Source organism: Streptomyces sp. NPDC055749 (assembly GCF_053617235.1).
On the sequence record NZ_JBSHFH010000018.1, the window covers coordinates 80,071 to 94,908 of the forward strand.

At 71.4% G+C, this 14,838-nt stretch carries 15 protein-coding genes; 6 read left to right on the forward strand and 9 right to left on the reverse strand.

Annotation, left to right across the window (positions count from 1 at the left end; genetic code table 11):
* The first annotated feature begins 41 nt into the window (after positions 1–41).
* The 3 genes from ACWGO0_RS16280 (at position 42) to ACWGO0_RS16290 (ending at position 2,480) form a co-directional block, all read left to right on the forward strand.
* A complete protein-coding gene (locus tag ACWGO0_RS16280; RefSeq protein WP_453534306.1) occupies positions 42–1,253 on the forward strand; it encodes a pyridoxal phosphate-dependent aminotransferase in 1,212 nt (403 codons plus the stop codon).
* A complete protein-coding gene (locus ACWGO0_RS16285; protein ID WP_453534309.1) occupies positions 1,250–1,888 on the forward strand; it encodes a peptidase in 639 nt (212 codons plus the stop codon). Before ACWGO0_RS16280 ends, ACWGO0_RS16285 begins: the two co-directional genes overlap by 4 nt.
* A 112-nt stretch (positions 1,889–2,000) precedes the next feature.
* Positions 2,001–2,480, forward strand: coding sequence for a DUF3574 domain-containing protein (locus ACWGO0_RS16290; protein WP_453534312.1), 480 nt, complete (start codon positions 2,001–2,003; stop codon positions 2,478–2,480).
* A 23-nt stretch (positions 2,481–2,503) separates the two neighbouring features.
* Here the strand turns inward: ACWGO0_RS16290 and ACWGO0_RS16295 are convergent, their stop codons facing one another.
* From ACWGO0_RS16295 to ACWGO0_RS16305, 3 genes are all read right to left on the reverse strand, one after another.
* Positions 2,504–3,802, reverse strand: coding sequence for an SWIM zinc finger family protein (locus ACWGO0_RS16295; RefSeq protein ID WP_453534315.1), 1,299 nt, complete (start codon positions 3,800–3,802; stop codon positions 2,504–2,506).
* A complete protein-coding gene (locus ACWGO0_RS16300; RefSeq protein ID WP_453534318.1) occupies positions 3,799–6,711 on the reverse strand; it encodes a DEAD/DEAH box helicase in 2,913 nt (970 codons plus the stop codon). The genes ACWGO0_RS16295 and ACWGO0_RS16300 overlap by 4 nt, the downstream gene beginning before the upstream one ends.
* Before the next feature lie 170 nt (positions 6,712–6,881).
* Positions 6,882–7,766, reverse strand: coding sequence for a slipin family protein (locus ACWGO0_RS16305; protein ID WP_453534321.1), 885 nt, complete (start codon positions 7,764–7,766; stop codon positions 6,882–6,884).
* Between the two features lie 208 nt (positions 7,767–7,974).
* On the opposite strand from ACWGO0_RS16305, the gene ACWGO0_RS16310 reads away from it, so the two are divergent.
* Positions 7,975–8,328 carry a hypothetical protein gene (locus ACWGO0_RS16310; RefSeq protein ID WP_453534324.1) on the forward strand — a complete coding sequence of 118 codons (354 nt, stop codon included), beginning with the start codon at positions 7,975–7,977 and terminating at the stop codon, positions 8,326–8,328.
* 9 nt (positions 8,329–8,337) lie between these two features.
* Here ACWGO0_RS16310 and ACWGO0_RS16315 read toward each other — a convergent pair whose 3' ends face one another.
* The 3 genes from ACWGO0_RS16315 to ACWGO0_RS16325 form a co-directional block, all read right to left on the reverse strand.
* Positions 8,338–9,732, reverse strand: a complete 1,395-nt coding sequence (locus ACWGO0_RS16315; RefSeq protein ID WP_453534327.1) for an alpha/beta fold hydrolase — start codon at positions 9,730–9,732, stop codon at positions 8,338–8,340.
* 62 nt (positions 9,733–9,794) lie between these two features.
* Complete coding sequence (locus ACWGO0_RS16320; RefSeq protein ID WP_453534330.1) at positions 9,795–10,253, reverse strand: DoxX family protein; 459 nt, start codon at positions 10,251–10,253, stop codon at positions 9,795–9,797.
* Between the two features lie 143 nt (positions 10,254–10,396).
* Positions 10,397–11,095, reverse strand: a complete 699-nt coding sequence (locus tag ACWGO0_RS16325) for a class I SAM-dependent methyltransferase (protein ID WP_453534333.1) — start codon at positions 11,093–11,095, stop codon at positions 10,397–10,399.
* A gap of 142 nt (positions 11,096–11,237) precedes the next feature.
* On the opposite strand from ACWGO0_RS16325, the gene ACWGO0_RS16330 reads away from it, so the two are divergent.
* Positions 11,238–11,516: a DUF6343 family protein gene (locus ACWGO0_RS16330; RefSeq protein ID WP_453534336.1), complete on the forward strand. Its 279-nt coding sequence runs from the start codon at positions 11,238–11,240 to the stop codon at positions 11,514–11,516.
* 21 nt (positions 11,517–11,537) lie between these two features.
* Here the strand turns inward: ACWGO0_RS16330 and ACWGO0_RS16335 are convergent, their stop codons facing one another.
* The 3 genes from ACWGO0_RS16335 to ACWGO0_RS16345 form a co-directional block, all read right to left on the reverse strand.
* On the reverse strand, positions 11,538–11,909 hold the full coding sequence (locus ACWGO0_RS16335; protein ID WP_453534339.1) for a tetratricopeptide repeat protein: 372 nt from the start codon (positions 11,907–11,909) through the stop codon (positions 11,538–11,540).
* Between the two features lie 95 nt (positions 11,910–12,004).
* A complete protein-coding gene (coaE, locus tag ACWGO0_RS16340) occupies positions 12,005–12,607 on the reverse strand; it encodes a dephospho-CoA kinase (protein ID WP_453534342.1) in 603 nt (200 codons plus the stop codon).
* A gap of 43 nt (positions 12,608–12,650) precedes the next feature.
* A complete protein-coding gene (locus ACWGO0_RS16345; protein WP_453534345.1) occupies positions 12,651–13,589 on the reverse strand; it encodes a PAC2 family protein in 939 nt (312 codons plus the stop codon).
* Between the two features lie 275 nt (positions 13,590–13,864).
* Between ACWGO0_RS16345 and ACWGO0_RS16350 the strand changes: the two genes are divergently transcribed.
* Positions 13,865–14,824: a right-handed parallel beta-helix repeat-containing protein gene (locus ACWGO0_RS16350; RefSeq protein WP_453534348.1), complete on the forward strand. Its 960-nt coding sequence runs from the start codon at positions 13,865–13,867 to the stop codon at positions 14,822–14,824.
* The last annotated feature ends 14 nt before the right edge of the window (positions 14,825–14,838 follow it).

A 14,838-nucleotide genomic window follows, 5' to 3' on the forward strand; every position in this document is an offset into this window, starting at 1 on the left:
TGGTAAAACCAAGTATCGCAATCGCGTCGGGGAGGCACCGCATGGAGTTCCGGCAGTCCAGCAAGCTCAACGAGGTCTGTTACGAGATCCGGGGTCCGGTCATCGAGCACGCCAACGCCCTGGAGGAAGCGGGGCACAGCGTGCTCCGGCTGAACACGGGCAACCCGGCACTCTTCGGCTTCGAAGCGCCCGAGGAGATCGTCCAGGACATGATCCGGATGCTCCCGCAGGCCCATGGCTACACCGACTCGCGGGGCATCCTGTCGGCGCGGCGGGCCGTGGCGCAGCGCTATCAGGCGATGGGCCTGACCGAGGTCGGTGTCGACGACATCTTTCTCGGCAACGGGGTCTCCGAGCTCATCTCCATGGCCGTACAGGCGCTGTTGGAGGACGGGGACGAGGTCCTGATCCCGAGCCCCGATTTTCCGCTGTGGACGGCGGTGACCACGCTCGCGGGCGGCAAGGCCGTGCACTACACGTGCGACGAGGCATCGGACTGGAACCCCGACCTAGCCGACATGGCATCGAAGATCACCGACCGCACCCGGGCCGTCGTGATCATCAACCCGAACAACCCGACAGGCGCTGTCTACCCGCGCGAGATCCTCGAAGGCATCCTCGACCTGGCCCGCAGGCACGGCCTGATGGTGTTCGCCGACGAGATCTACGACCAGATCCTCTACGACGACGCCGAACACCACAGTGTGGCGGTCCTCGCCCCCGATCTGGTCTGCCTCACGTTCAGCGGGCTGTCGAAGACCTACCGGGTCGCGGGGTTCCGCTCGGGCTGGATGGTCGTGTCGGGCCCGCAGCAGCACGCCCGTAACTACCTGGAGGGGCTGATGACGCTCGCCTCCATGCGGCTGTGCCCCAACGCGCCCGCGCAGTACGCCATTCAGGCCGCGCTCGGCGGCCGGCAGTCGATCAGGGAACTCGTCGCCCCGGGAGGCCGGCTGCACGAGCAGCGCAACCGGGCCTGGGAGAAGCTCAACGAGATCCCCGGGGTGTCGTGCGTCAAGCCGAAGGGCGCGCTCTACGCGTTCCCGCGCATCGACCCCAAGGTGCACAACATCGTCGACGACGAGAAGTTCGTCCTCGATCTGCTGCTGCGGGAGAAGATCCAGGTGGTGCAGGGCACCGGCTTCAACTGGCCGCGCCCCGACCACTTCCGGATTCTGACCCTCCCGCACGTCGACGACCTGGATGCCGCGATCAGCCGCATCGGCCGCTTCCTGGACGGATACCGCCAGTGACCTGCACTTTCTGCCGGACTCCCGTCCACACCCAGTTCGCCACCGCGGACCTGGTGGGGCCGATCGTCGAGGGCGGACTCGATCCCGCCGAGGACCCGGGCTGGGCCCTCTCGGGTGCCGGGTCGCCCGCCGAGTACGCGCGCTGGGCAGGTCACCTGTGCGGTGTGACCTGCCTGCGCATGGCACTCGGCAGTGAGGCGCCCTCCCTGTTCGCCCTCCGGGACGGGGCGCTCAAGTACGGCGCGTACACGGAGGATCCGGACGGCGCCATCCGGGGCTTGATCTACGCACCGTTCGCGGAGTATGTGCGCGAGGTGCACGGACTCGACGCGACGGTGCACCGTCATCTCGCGGTGGACGAGATCCCCGCTCTGCTGGACGAGGGCCGGACCGTGGTGGCCTCGGTGCACTACGGGATCCGGCATCCGGAACGACCCGCTCCGGGGCGGGGCGGACATCTGGTGCTGCTGACCTCCCGTACGGCCGACGGACTGGGCGTCCACTTCCACAACCCGTCGGGGACGACGGCCGGGACGCGGGCGGCGGAGCTGCCACTGCCGGTCTTCGAGCGCTTCTTCGCCGGCCGCGGCGTATCCCTGCGCCACGGACAGGCCCTGGCTCACCGTTACGAGTGATTCGCGCGGGATATCGATGTCCTGACGCGCCCCTTCGGGGACGGCTTGCCAGAGTGAACCGTCCCCCGAAGGCGCGTCGCGTGCCGTCGGACTCCGAAGCCGAGGAATCCTCTTGCCGCACTCCACCCGTTCTCGTCGGCGCACCACCATCAAGGCGGCGGTGGCGACCTGCGCCGTCCTGGCCATGGGGGCTCCGGTCGCCCACTCCGCGCTCGGCGGCGAATCCGCTCCGGCCGCCCACTCCGCAGCAGCCACGCGGGGGAAGGCGTTCATCGAGACACGTCTGTTCTTCGGTACGGAACGCCCCGACGGCGGACCGGATGTGACCGATCAGCAGTTCCTGGCCTTCGTCGACCGGCAGGTCACGCCGAGCTTCCCCGACGGCCTCACCATCCAGGACGGCCGGGGCCAGTGGCGGGACTCCCACGGGGTGATCGAGCGGGAGCGCAGTTACGAACTGATCCTGCTCTACCCCGCGTCGGAGGCACGCGTGCGCGACCCGCAGATCGAGCGGATCCGCGACGCGTACGAGAAGGAGTACGCCCAGGATTCGGTGGCCCGCCTGGAGGAACCGACCCGCGCCGACTTCTGACCCGCGGACACGCCCCGCCGCGGTCAGCCGCCGAGCAGCGCGGTGAGCGCGCCCACCGGGTCGCGGTCCGGGACGGCGCGGGGCCACCAGTCGTCCTCGCCCGGGTCCGACTCGTAGCCGTACCAGCGGCCGTCGTGGCCGAAGCGGAGCTGGAGCGTGCCCAGCGGGTGCGTGAGGTGGTTGCGCGAGGGCTGGAAGCGCGGGAAGTCGGCCGCCGCCAGGGCGGGGCGGGCCCGGTCGAAGGGGCCCGCCGGGGGGTCCCAGGGGGTCTCCAGGACCGCCAGGCCCTCGGCGCCGCCCTGACGCCAGGCGGCGACGGCGCGTGCCAGGTCGGTGGTGGTGCGGCCGGTCGCGTAGGCCAGCTCGCGGTAGAGGGCCCGGGTGGTGGCGGTGAGTCCGGCGGTGGGGCGGGCCGCGGCCAGACGGACCGCGTCCTGCCAGGTGGTGAGACCCGCGAGGGGATCGGCGCCGGTGGTGAGCAGTCTGTGGGCACGGGCTGCCGAGTCCGTGGCGAGGTGGTCCAGCGAGAGCGGGTCACGCGCGCCGGGCAGGTCGGGGTAGGAGGGGGGCTGGCCGGGATACGGCGGGACCGGGAGGGGCGCGGGCAGCGGCGGCAGGAATCGGTCGGCCACGGCCTCACGGGCCGGGACCGAGGGGGTCCGGGCCGCGGCGGGCCGTTCGCGGGCCGAGTGCTCGGCGTTGCGGCGGCCCAGCTCGTCGAGGAGTTCCCGCTCACCTCTGCCGCGCATCAGCAGGAGGACGAACGGGTCGGTGTCGAGGAGCCGGGCCGTCTGGAAGCAGAGCGCGGCCACGTGCTTGCAGGGCCAGCCGTGGTCGGGACAGGAACAGTCCGGGTCGAGATCGCCCGCGGTCGGCAGCAGCCGGATACCGGTCTCCCCCGCCGTCTCGACCAGGGAGTGCGGCATCTCCTTGTCGAGCAGCGCGGAGAGGTGCCCGGGCCGGGCGGCGACGGCGTCGAGGAAGGTGTCCCAGTCGGTGTCGGAGAACGTGCGCAGGCGCAGCTCCGCGCGGTACGGGCGGGGGCGGCTGCCGTGGACGTAGGCGATGACCCGGCCCGGAGTGACGGTGATCGCGGCGACGTGGCCGCCGTCCGCGTACGTACGGCCGCGGGCGAGCCGTCCCTCGTCCATCGAGAGGGACTCCAGGGCGTCCACCCAGGCGCGGCCCCACCAGCTGTCCGCGAACGGCCCCTCGTCGTCGCGGGTGCGGGCCGGCACCGCTTCGAAGGTCCGCCGCAGATCGTCGGGGCCGGGGCGTGCGGCCGGGCGGGGGGTCGGGCGAGGTGTGGGGCGGGGGCTCATGCGGGCCTCCGGAGGGAGACGAGGTCGGCCAGGTCGCGGTCGCTGAGTTCGGTCAGGGCCGTCTCGCCGGTGCCGAGGACCGCGTCCGCCAGGGCCCGCTTGGACTCCAGCAGTTCACCGATACGGTCCTCGACCGTGCCCTCCGCGATCAGCCGGTGCACCTGCACCGGCTGGGTCTGGCCGATGCGGTACGCACGGTCGGTGGCCTGTTCCTCGACGGCCGGGTTCCACCAGCGGTCGTAGTGGATGACATGGGCGGCCCGGGTCAGATTCAGTCCGGTGCCTGCCGCCTTGAGGGAGAGCAGGAAGACCGGCACCTCGGCGGACTGGAAGCGGTCCACCATCCGCTCCCGCTCGGGCACCGGCGTACCCCCGTGGAGCAGTTGGGAGGGGATGGCCCGGGAGGCGAGGTGTGCGGAGAGGAGCCGGGCCATCGTCACGTACTGGGTGAAGATCAGGACGGAGCCGTCCTCGGACAGGATGGTGTCGAGCAGTTCGTCGAGCAGGGCGAGCTTGCCCGAGCGGCCGGTGAGCCGGGTCGGCTCCTCCTTGAGGTACTGCGCGGGGTGGTTGCAGATCTGCTTGAGCGAGGACAGCAGCTTCATGATCAGTCCGCGGCGGGCGATGCCTTCCGATGCCTCGATGTGGGCCATCGTCTCGCGCACCGCGGCCTCGTAGAGCGTGACCTGCTCCCGGGTGAGGAAGACGGCGTGGTCGGTCTCCGTCTTGGGCGGCAGTTCGGGCGCGATGCCGGGGTCGGACTTCTTGCGGCGCAGGAGGAAGGGGCGGACCAGCCGGGAGAGCCGCTCGACCGCTTCCTCGTTGCCGAGTCCGGCCGCCGTCCCGGTGTTCTCCACGATGCGGGCGTGCCGGGCGCGGAATGCCTTGAGCGGGCCGAGCAGCCCCGGGGTCGTCCAGTCGAGGAGCGCCCAGAGCTCCGAGAGGTTGTTCTCCACGGGGGTGCCCGTGAGGGCGACGCGGGCGGGGGCGGGGATGGTGCGCAGCGCCTTGGCCGTGGAGGAGTGCGGGTTCTTCACGTGCTGTGCCTCGTCGGCGACGACCAGACCCCAGGTGTGCGCGGCGAGCTGGGCCGCGCTCGATCGCATCGTGCCGTACGTCGTGAGGACGAAGCCGCCGTCGGGGTCGGCCAGCGTCCTGTCGGTGCCGTGGAAGCGGCGGACGGGGACACCGGGCGCGAAGCGGTTGATCTCGCGGTGCCAGTTGCCCAGGAGGGAGGCAGGGCAGATGACCAGCGTGGGCGCGGGGTGGGCACGGTGCAGGTGGAGCGCGATGACGGTGATCGTCTTGCCGAGTCCCATGTCGTCGGCGAGGCAGCCGCCGAGGCCCAGTGCGGTCATCCGGTCCAGCCAGGCGAGCCCGCGCAGCTGGTAGTCGCGCAGGGTCGCGTCGAGGCCGGGCGGCGGCGGGACGGTGGCGTCGTCGGAGACGATGCGCGCACGGAGTGCGGCGAGGGCGCCGACGGGAACCGCCTCGACCTGCTCCCCGTCGACCTCGGCACTGCCGGTCAGGGCTACGGCCAGGGCGTCCACCGGGTCGAGCAGGCCCAACTCCCGCTTGCGCGCCTTGCGTACGAGCGCGGGGTCGACCACCACCCACTGGTCGCGCAGCCGCACCACGGGCCGGTGGGCCTCGGCCAGTGTGTCCATCTCGGCCTCGGTGAGCTGTTCGTCGCCCAGCGAGAGCTGCCAGTTGAAGGAGAAGAGCTGCTCGGCGTCGAAGAACGAGGTGCCGTCGGTGGCCGAGCCAGGAGCGGTCCGGACAACGGCCGCCGCGGTGAGCGAGCGGGCCAGTTCCCGTGGCCAGTGGACGGTGACGCCCGCACCCGCCAGCCGCGCCCCCGCGTCGCTCAGGAGCTCGTAGAGCTCGTCCTCGGTGAGGGCGAGTACATCGGGGACCGGCTGGTCGAGCAGTCGTTCCAGTGGTGCCCAGACGCGGGCGGCGCGGCGCAGCGCGAGCACCGCGTCGATCCTGGCGCGCGGGCCGAACGGCTCTCCTCCCCCGCCGTTCCACAGGGCCGCCGCGTCGATGACATACGTCGGGTCGGCCAGGCTGTGGACCTGTGTGATGGCCGCGGCGGCGTGGCGCGCGGGGGCCGCGTCACCGGATTCACTGTCGTGGTCCCCGCCGTTGCCGTAGGTGCCGGCGGTGTCGAACAGCTCGTACGCCGACAGGTCGAGCCGGAGCGAGACACGCACGCCCGCGTCGAGCCCCGCGGCCACCTCGACGGCCCAGGCGCGCGCACCGGGCAGGTGCTGTGCCTCGCGGGCGGCGAAGGGGGCCCCCATCGCGTACGCCGCGGCCGGTGTACGGGGCAGGGTGTCGGCGACGGCGTCGAGGAAGGACCCGATCAGGGCTGCGGGTTCGGGCACCTGGAGCGGCGTACGGTCCGGGAGGGGGACCGCGTGCCCCTCGGGCGGCATGGCGGCGGCGACGGCTCTGAGGTGGGCCACGTCCTCGGCGTCCCGCGGCCCGGCGCGCCAGGCGTCGTGGTCGTCGGCCGTCAGTCCGGGCAGGAGTCTGCCGCGCGCCACCAGGTTGAGGGCGTGCAGCGCGGCGGCGCCCCAGCACCGGGTGGCGGGGTGGGCGGAGGCGAGATACCGGGCGCGGACGAGCAGAGGGACGGCGTCGGCAAGGGACAGCAGCACCGCGGGCACCGTGTGCCGACGGACGCCGTCCGTGCCCTGTCGCCGTACGACGGTGAGCTCGGTAGTCGTGTGCTCCAGACCTTCGATGCCGTCCAAACCGCCGAAGGGCGCGGACCCGCCCTGCTCGGCGTCGTCCCAGAAGGCGATCCGGCCGTCCCTGGGCAGGGCCGCGGGGAGGAACACGGCGGCTCGGCGCAGCAGACGGTCGGTGGCCGGGCTCTGTTCGTCCTGCCTGCCCCGCACGCTCCACCGGTCCTGTTGATCCCTCTGGTTGCGCACCCTGATGCCGCCCCCCTCCTGCCTCGATTCGCGACCTTCTCCCATGACTGGCGAGTCTAGGCGGGTGGTCTGACAGGGAGCCCCGCCCCACCGTCACCGCAGGTCAGGGGCAGGGTGGGGTAGGGCGGGGCAGATCAGTGGCGGGTGAGCGGCTTGGCGTCGGACGCCGTCGGCGCGGGGGCGGCGGCAGGTGGCTGCTGCGGCCACACGGGCGGCTGGGGCTTCTCGGCGAGCGCCTCCTGCACGAGCTGCTGCTGCGGCGGCGCGGCCCGCTCCAGGAAGCGGAGGAGCTCGACGGGGAACGGCAGGACAAGGGTGGAGTTCTTCTCCGCGGCGACCGCGACCACGGTCTGCAGCAGACGCAGTTGCAGCGCCGCCGGCTGGCCGGCCATCTCCTTGGCCGCCTCGGCGAGCTTCTTCGACGCCTGCAGTTCCGCATCGGCGTTGATGACCCTCGCGCGCCGCTCCCGGTCCGCCTCCGCCTGTCGCGCCATGGAGCGCTTCATCGTCTCCGGAAGCGACACGTCCTTGATCTCGACCCGGTCGATCTGCACGCCCCAGCCCACCGCCGGACTGTCGAGCATCAGCTCCAGGCCCTGATTCAGCTTCTCCCGGTTCGACAGCAGATCGTCCAGATCGCTCTTGCCGATGATCGACCGCAACGACGTCTGCGCCATCTGCGACACCGCGAACCGGTAGTCCTCCACCTCGATGACCGCCATCGCCGGGTCGACGACCTTGAAGTAGATGACCGCGTCCACCCTGACCGTCACGTTGTCCCGGGTGATGCCGTCCTGCGCGGGCACGGGCATCGTCACGATCTGCATATTGACCTTACGCAAGCGGTCCACACCGGGAACGATCATCGTGAAGCCCGGTCTGCGCACCTCACGGCTGAGCCTGCCGAGCCGAAGGACGACGCCCCGCTCGTACTGCCTGACGACCCGTGCGGCGGCCATGGCGTACACCGCGGAGACCGACGCCACGCTCACTGCTGCGATCACTAGCTCCTGGACCATCACGGCCCCCTGACAGCCGACGTTGCGGGAAAGAGCGCTATTACCACGATATGCCCACTATGTACACCGATCGAACCTCCGGCCGGACAACTGTCGCCCGGCCGGCCGCGCACCGGATGCCGGAGCGGCGGGGAGCGGGCAAGGTGGCCAGCGCCAGCATGTCTCCGTGACGTAAAGATGCGCCGGACGAGCAGACGAGGACCCGCCCATGTCCGTGACCTTGCCCGATCACCACCGTCGACGCCGTCTCGGCATCGCAGCCGGAGCAGCGCTCCTCATCCTGACCGTCTCGGGCTGCTCCGGTCTGGGGCGCACCGCCGTCGGACCCGTCACGTACACCACCGAGCGGCACGCCGTGATCGCCGTGCACAGCCCGAGCGTGAAGGGCTGTCACCGCCTGCCGCTGGGTGCCCACGAAGTCCACAACGGCACGCTCGTCGACATCGTGCTGTACCGCGACCGCAACTGCCGGGGCGGCGATACGACGTACGTCGCGACCACGCTCACCAATGTCATCGCCCCCGGCAATCCGCCCTGGCGCAGCTACACCATCGTCCACTGACCGGCCGCACTACCGCAGCAGGAACTCCTGGGCCGCCTTCGCTCCCGCGTCGGACCGGCTCTGGGTGGAGTGCCCCGCCCCGTCGATGACCGCCAGCCGGGCGCGGGGCTGTTCTGCGGCCACCTGCCGGGCCCAGGCGGGCGGCGTCGACAGGTCGCGGTCGCCGGACAGCAGCAGGACCGGCATGGACAGCTTCCGGTCCGGTACGGAGCCGCCGGGGCGCGAGACGGGCCAGGGGAGGCAGGTCTGCGGAATGCCCTGCTCGCCCGCGGTCCTGGCCTCGAAGGGCCAGACGGTACCCGGCTCGATCCGCCGCACCGCGCGGTCGAGTGCGGCCTCCCGGCCGGCGGGCGGGGCGGTCGAATCGCCCCAGGGCCACGCGGTGTCCGCGCACAGCGTCGCGGCGTGCAGCCCGGAGCTGAAGTCCTCGGGCGGAACCCCCTCGGAGCCGTAGAAGCTCTCCACCAGCTTCTTCAGCGGGTCGGGGTCACCGGTCGCGGAGGTGTGGATGGCGTCCAGGACGCCGAGATCCGGGTTGGTGAGCTTCGGATCGATGATGCTCGCGATGACGAGCAGATTGAAGACACCGGTTCCGTTGCCGTCGCGGCGTACGACCTTGGCGACGTCCTCGGCCGGGTCGTAGCCGCAGGACTGCTCCTCGCACGCGGTACGCAGCACCTTCGCGGCATGGCCGAGCGACGCCTCGTACAGGGCGCCCGCCCCGTCCAGCGGCACCACCGAGTCGAGTACGAGCCTCTCGACGCGCCCGGGATGGGTGAGGGCGTACCGGCCGGCGGTGAAGGTCCCGTACGAGACTCCGTCGACGGCCCCCCACGACCGGACCGAGAGCGCGGTGCGGAGATCCTCCAGGTCGGCGACGGTGTCGGAGGTGGTGTAGAAGTTCCGCTTCTCGCCGAGCCGGCGGGCGCAGTCCCGTACCGCCCCCGCGGTCGGGGCGACGGTGTCGCTGCTGCCGACCTCGCTCTGCAGCGCGGGACAGTCGACGGCCGTACCCCCGGTGCCTCGTTGGTCGATCATCACCAGGCGGTACTCGCCGAGCGCCTTCGGGAGCCGCTTGCGGATCGTGGGGGCGATGGACACCCCCGGCTGGCCCGGCCCTCCGGTGAGGAAGAGCAGGGTGCCGCGCGGCGCGTCGGGGCTGCCCGCGGTGAGCACCTGGAGTTTCAGGGTGCCGTCCACCTTGCCCGTACGGTCCAGCGGCACCGTCAGATCGGCGCAGGTGGCGTCGGCCTGACCGGGGCACGGCCGCGGGTCGCTCAGTGCGGGGCGCGAACCGGAGCGGGCGGACGGCGGGGCGGAACCCTCCGGGGCCGCGCCCGCGCAGGAGGCCACGGTGAGGGCTGTCGCCAGGGCTGCGCAGGCGCGGGAAAGGCGGTGGGCCATGGATGGTTCCCCCGTGGAGTCGGTCGCGCGCGAGGAGCGGAAGGACGTCCGCTCCACCGTACTTACGCGCGCCTGCCCAGCAACGCAAGCAGCCGCGTCGTCCGGTGGTGCCGGTTACGGGCGATCAGCGCGAACACGACGACGAGCACCGCGGGCATGACAGCGTTCGGCGGGTCGAGGAGCGTCAGCTGCACGACCGAGGCGCCGGCCGACAGCGCGGCCAGCGCGATCGCGGCCACCCCGGACAGCAACGGGATCAGCAGGGCGACCGCGCCTGCCATCTCCAGGCCACCGATCACGTACATCGCACCGCTGCCCCAGCCCATCCGGGCGAAGGACTCCACCGCCGACTCATGGGCGATGAGCTTGGCGAACGCGCTGAACGCGAAGAAGAGCGCGAGGAGGAACCGCGCCCCGGTCAGGACGACGGCGCCCTTGCCGCTCTTCGGCCCGGCGGCGGTGACTGCGGCGGGCGTGGCTGCGGCGGGCGTGGCTGCGGCACTACGAGCGGTCGTGGACATGACAGAGATCTCCCCGGGGGTGTGTTCTGTGAGGAAGCCGGGCTCTTCGCCGCTTCGCTTCCGTTGCGCTTACAGAGAGGTAGACCGGGCCGGGGTCCGGAACTCATCGCCCTTCCGGACCCCGATCCGCATTGATTTCCGGGCTACTTGGGACGCGCGCGCACCCAAACGCCGTCCTCGGTGAGATACCGGTCCACTGTCAGACCGGCCGCGTCGAGATGGCTCTCGAACTCCTCCACGGAGAGCTCGCGCGACCTGAAGGTCTGAGTCCACCGCGCGTCGTCGAAGTGGTACTCGGCGCGCACCGAACGCACCCCGTCCCCGACCGGTTCGGCGGAGACGATCCGTATGGTGCAGCCCGCTTCCACGTCCACGCGCTCGCGCGGCAGATCGGTGCCGTAGTCGGCGCCCTCCCGCTGGATGAGGACGACCCCGCCGTCCCGGACGTGCCTCCGACAGGTCCGCAACAGTCCGTCCCTGACCCGGTGATCGCTCGAATGCACCAGGAACGACGCGAGCATCACCACGTCGAAGGTCTCCCCGGCGAGGTCCAGCGACTCGATGGGGCTCTGTACGGTGCGGGCTCCGCGGACGCGCTCCAGCATCTGCGGCGATTCGTCCACGGCGGTCACCCGGAACCCGCGCTCGACCAGTGGGTGCGTCACCCGGCCCGTCCCGCAGCCGAGTTCCAGAATGCTCGCTCCGGCGGGGACGGCCGCCTGGATCACGTCGGGTTCGTCGCCGACCGACAGCCGGGAGTAGAGCTCGACCGCGCAGCCGTCCGGGGTGATGGCGCCGGGCCCCGTCCCTGAGTGCCCCTCACGTATCAGTTCTCCGCTCATGCCCGGCAGAACGTACGGGCTCGGACCGCCGTTCCCCGCCCGGCCGGTCCGCCGGTACGCCGAGGGCCCGGCCGGTCACCCTCCGTGGCCGCCCTTTTCTCCTTCGGCCCGGAGGTCCATGCTGGGAGGTGAGGCGATCGTCATGCGTACCGGCAGTGAACCCGCGACCGCGCGCAGCCCCCTGCGGATGCGGCTGGCTCTGGCCCTGTTCGGCCTGGCCTGGGCGGTCTTCGGCCTGGCCGCCTTCACTCTGACCGGCCGTCCCGGCTGGGCCACGGCGTGCGGTGTTCTGCTGGTGCTGACGCTCACGGACGTCGGCATCCTCGTCCACCACATCCGCCAGGGACCGCACTACCAGCCAGGGCGCGACATCCCGCCGTACGAACCCGATCGCGGCGGGCGCGGCCGGTTCAGCCACTGAACCGCACGCTCCGGACCGCCGTCAGGAGGGCCGCTCGTCGAACCGCGCGGCCTTCAGATACTCCGGCTTCGGGTCGAGCGCGGCGGCGAGGCGGAAGTGCCGGGTCGCCTGACCGGGGCGGCCGGCCCGCTGGAAGGTGCGGGCCAGGGCGAAGTGCGCGAAGGCGTTGTCCGGTTCACGCTCCAGTACGAGCTCGAATTCCAGCTCGGCCGGGCGGAGTTGGGCTGCGGCGAAGAAGGCACGGGCCCGCAGCAGGCGGGCCGCCGTGTTCTCCGGATGGGCGGCGATCACCGAGTCGAGCAGCTTGACCGCACCCCGTGGATCGCGTGCCGCCAGCAGTTGCTCGGCCGCACGGAAATCGATGACATGGGTTTCCGGGTTCGTCTCGGGCACGGTCGCATCCTTCCCCTCGCTCGCCGGTTTCCAACGTCCCGCCGGGTCACGGTATTCCGTGCGGACCTTGCGGGGCAGGGGCCGGTACGGAGAAGTCAGCGGGCCGCCGCTCGCTCCACCAGCTCCGCCCAGACCTCGCGGACCTGCGGCTCCAGCTTCTCCAGCGGACCGTCGTTGTCGATGATCAGGTCCGCGACGGCCCTGCGCTGCTCACGCGTGGCCTGCGCAGCCATCCGGGCGCGGGCATCGGACTCCGTCATCCCACGCAGCCGCACGAGCCGGTCGAGCTGCGTCCCGGGGGTGGCGTCCACGACCACGACCAGGTCGTACAGCGGTGCGAGGCCGTTCTCGGTGAGGAGCGGGACGTCGTGGACGACGACGGAACCGGGGCCCGCGGCACGCTCCAGCTCGGCGGAGCGCACACCGACCAGCGGGTGCACGATCGCGTTGAGCGCGGCGAGACGGCCGGCGTCGGCGAAGACGATCGCGCCGAGAGCCGGCCGGTCCAGGGTGCCGTCGGCGCTCAGGACTCCGGTGCCGAAGGCCTCCACGACGGCCGCGAGCCCGGGGGTACCGGGCTCTACGACCTCGCGGGCGATCCTGTCGGCGTCGATCAGCACGGCGCCGTGGCCGACGAGCAGCCGCGACACTTCACTCTTGCCGGCGCCGATCCCGCCGGTCAGGCCCACTTTCAGCATGGACGGCAGCCTAGTGCCCGCCCGCCGTACCGTCATGGCCCGGTCAGGCGTCGCCCTCGCGCTCGGCGAGGAACCTTTCGAATTCGAGGCCGATCTCGTCCGCGGACGGCAGATCGACGGGTTCCGCCACCAGGTTGCCCCGGGTCTCGGCGCCCGCGACCGCGTCGTACTGGTGCTCAAGGCCCTCGACGAGCGTGACGAGCTCCTCGTCACCCTGGCCGATCTGCCGGTCGATTTCGGTCTGCGTACGGTGCGCCTCGGTGCGCAGCGTGTGCGCGACACTCGGCAGGACCAGGCCGGTCGCGCCGGTGATCGCCTCCAGCGCGGTGAGCGCGGCGTCCGGGTACGAGGAGCGGGCCACGTAGTGCGGCACGTGGGCGGCGACGCCCAGCACGTCGTGTCCCGACTCCATCAGGCGGTACTCGACGAGCGCCTCCGCCGAGCCGGGCACCTGTGCCTCGTCGAACGGGCTGCGGTGTCCGGGCATCAGGTCCGTGCGGTTGCCGTGCGGGGTGATGCCGACCGGGCGGGTGTGCGGGACGCCCATGGGGATGCCGTGGAAGTTGACCGCGAGACGCACACCGAGCCGCTCGACGATCTGCTCCACGGCAACGGCGAACCGCTCCCATTCGACATCCGGTTCGGGCCCGGACAGCAGCAGGAAGGGCGCCCCCGTCGCGTCCTGCACGACTCGGACGTCCAGGGTCGGGGCTTCGAACGACGCCCAGCGGTCACGCCGGAACGTCAGCAGCGGGCGCCGTGCGCGGTAGTCGACGAGCCGGTCGTGGTCGAAGCGCGCCACTATCTGGTGCGGCAGCGTTTCGAGCAGACCGTCGACAATCTGCTCGCCGGTCTCACCCGCGTCGATGTATCCGTCGAAGTGGTAGAGCATGACCAGGCCGGCCGACTCCTGGGCGAGCGCCATATCGACGACGGCCAGGCCCTTCGGCTCCCATTCATACAAACTCTGCGGATCAAGCACGGTTACCGCTCCTCCTCGTGTTCCCCAGGAAGAACGCCACAGCGGGCATGGGCATTCCCGCCCCCACGCCCCGTTCACGGCCGGATCGGGCCGGAACTCGGTTGCGCAGCGCGGCGATCGGACACCGGCGGCCTCCGGGCACGAGGCCCGCGAGCATTGGTCCAGACCTTGACATGACCACAACCGCTCCCTACCGTCACTGGGCAGCACGTTCAGACACTCGCCCTGCATTCATGTACGAGAACGTCTCGAATCCTCGACGGGAAGGCACCCCCATGCGCACCCGCACCCCCCTCACCACCCTGCTGGTCACCGCTCTCGCCACCGGCGGACTGGCTCTGGCCACGGCCGGGCCCGCGGAGGCCGCCGTCATCGATGTGACCACGGCGGCCCAGCTCAAGTCGGCGCTCCTCGCCGCGGCTCCCGGCGACACGATCCGGCTCGCCGACGGCACGTACACCGGCAACTTCAAGGCGACCACCCCGGGCACATCCGCCGCACGCATCACCCTCACCGGCTCCAGCAGGGCGGTCCTCACGGCGGGCGGCGGCTACGGGCTGCACCTCAACGGCGCCTCGTACTGGACCGTCAAGGGCGTCACCGTCACCGGCGGACAGAAGGGCATCATGACCGACGCCGCGAACAGCGTCGTCATCGACTCGGTGACCGTGCACGACCTGGACATGGAGGGCGTCCACTTCCGCAAGTCCAGCCGGAACGGGATTCTCCGGAACTCCCGCATCTACGACACCGGGCACGACGGCCGCGGCATGGGCGAGGGCGTGTACGTCGGCTCGGCGGGCGACCTCACCGACCGCAGCGACCAGGCACAGATCCTGAACAACGTGATCGGCCCCGGGGTCGGCGGCGAGAACATCGACATCAAGGAAGGCACCACCGGAGCCAGGATCATCGGCAACACCTTCGACGGCAGCGGTCTGACCGGCGCCAACTACGACGACTCATGGGTCGACGTGAAGGGCAACAACGTCCTGGTCGAGGGCAACAAGGGCTCCCGTACGACCAACAACGGCTACGAGACGCACACCCAGCAGAGCGGCTGGGGCTGCGGCACCGTCTTCCGCGGCAACACCTCCGACCTCACCGGCGCCGGCGGCGACAAGCAGCTCGCCGTCAACGTCACCAACAGCTCGTCGAGCTGCCGGACCACGGTGTACAGCAGCAACACCGTCACCGGCGGCAAGGGACTGACGAACATCCCCGTCACGCCCTGACCCACCGGAGACGC

What these genes read in the sequence shown, in the direction of transcription:
- ACWGO0_RS16350 (WP_453534348.1), top strand. Translation starts at nt 13,865, where the DNA reads ATGCGCACCCGCACCCCCCTCACCACCCTGCTGGTCACCGCTCTCGCC.
- ACWGO0_RS16315 (WP_453534327.1), bottom strand. Translation starts at nt 9,732, where the DNA reads ATGGCCCACCGCCTTTCCCGCGCCTGCGCAGCCCTGGCGACAGCCCTC.
- ACWGO0_RS16310 (WP_453534324.1), top strand. Translation starts at nt 7,975, where the DNA reads ATGTCCGTGACCTTGCCCGATCACCACCGTCGACGCCGTCTCGGCATC.
- ACWGO0_RS16330 (WP_453534336.1), top strand. Translation starts at nt 11,238, where the DNA reads ATGCGTACCGGCAGTGAACCCGCGACCGCGCGCAGCCCCCTGCGGATG.
- ACWGO0_RS16325 (WP_453534333.1), bottom strand. Translation starts at nt 11,095, where the DNA reads ATGAGCGGAGAACTGATACGTGAGGGGCACTCAGGGACGGGGCCCGGC.
- ACWGO0_RS16295 (WP_453534315.1), bottom strand. Translation starts at nt 3,802, where the DNA reads ATGAGCCCCCGCCCCACACCTCGCCCGACCCCCCGCCCGGCCGCACGC.
- coaE (WP_453534342.1), bottom strand. Translation starts at nt 12,607, where the DNA reads ATGCTGAAAGTGGGCCTGACCGGCGGGATCGGCGCCGGCAAGAGTGAA.
- ACWGO0_RS16305 (WP_453534321.1), bottom strand. Translation starts at nt 7,766, where the DNA reads ATGGTCCAGGAGCTAGTGATCGCAGCAGTGAGCGTGGCGTCGGTCTCC.
- ACWGO0_RS16280 (WP_453534306.1), top strand. Translation starts at nt 42, where the DNA reads ATGGAGTTCCGGCAGTCCAGCAAGCTCAACGAGGTCTGTTACGAGATC.
- ACWGO0_RS16320 (WP_453534330.1), bottom strand. Translation starts at nt 10,253, where the DNA reads ATGTCCACGACCGCTCGTAGTGCCGCAGCCACGCCCGCCGCAGCCACG.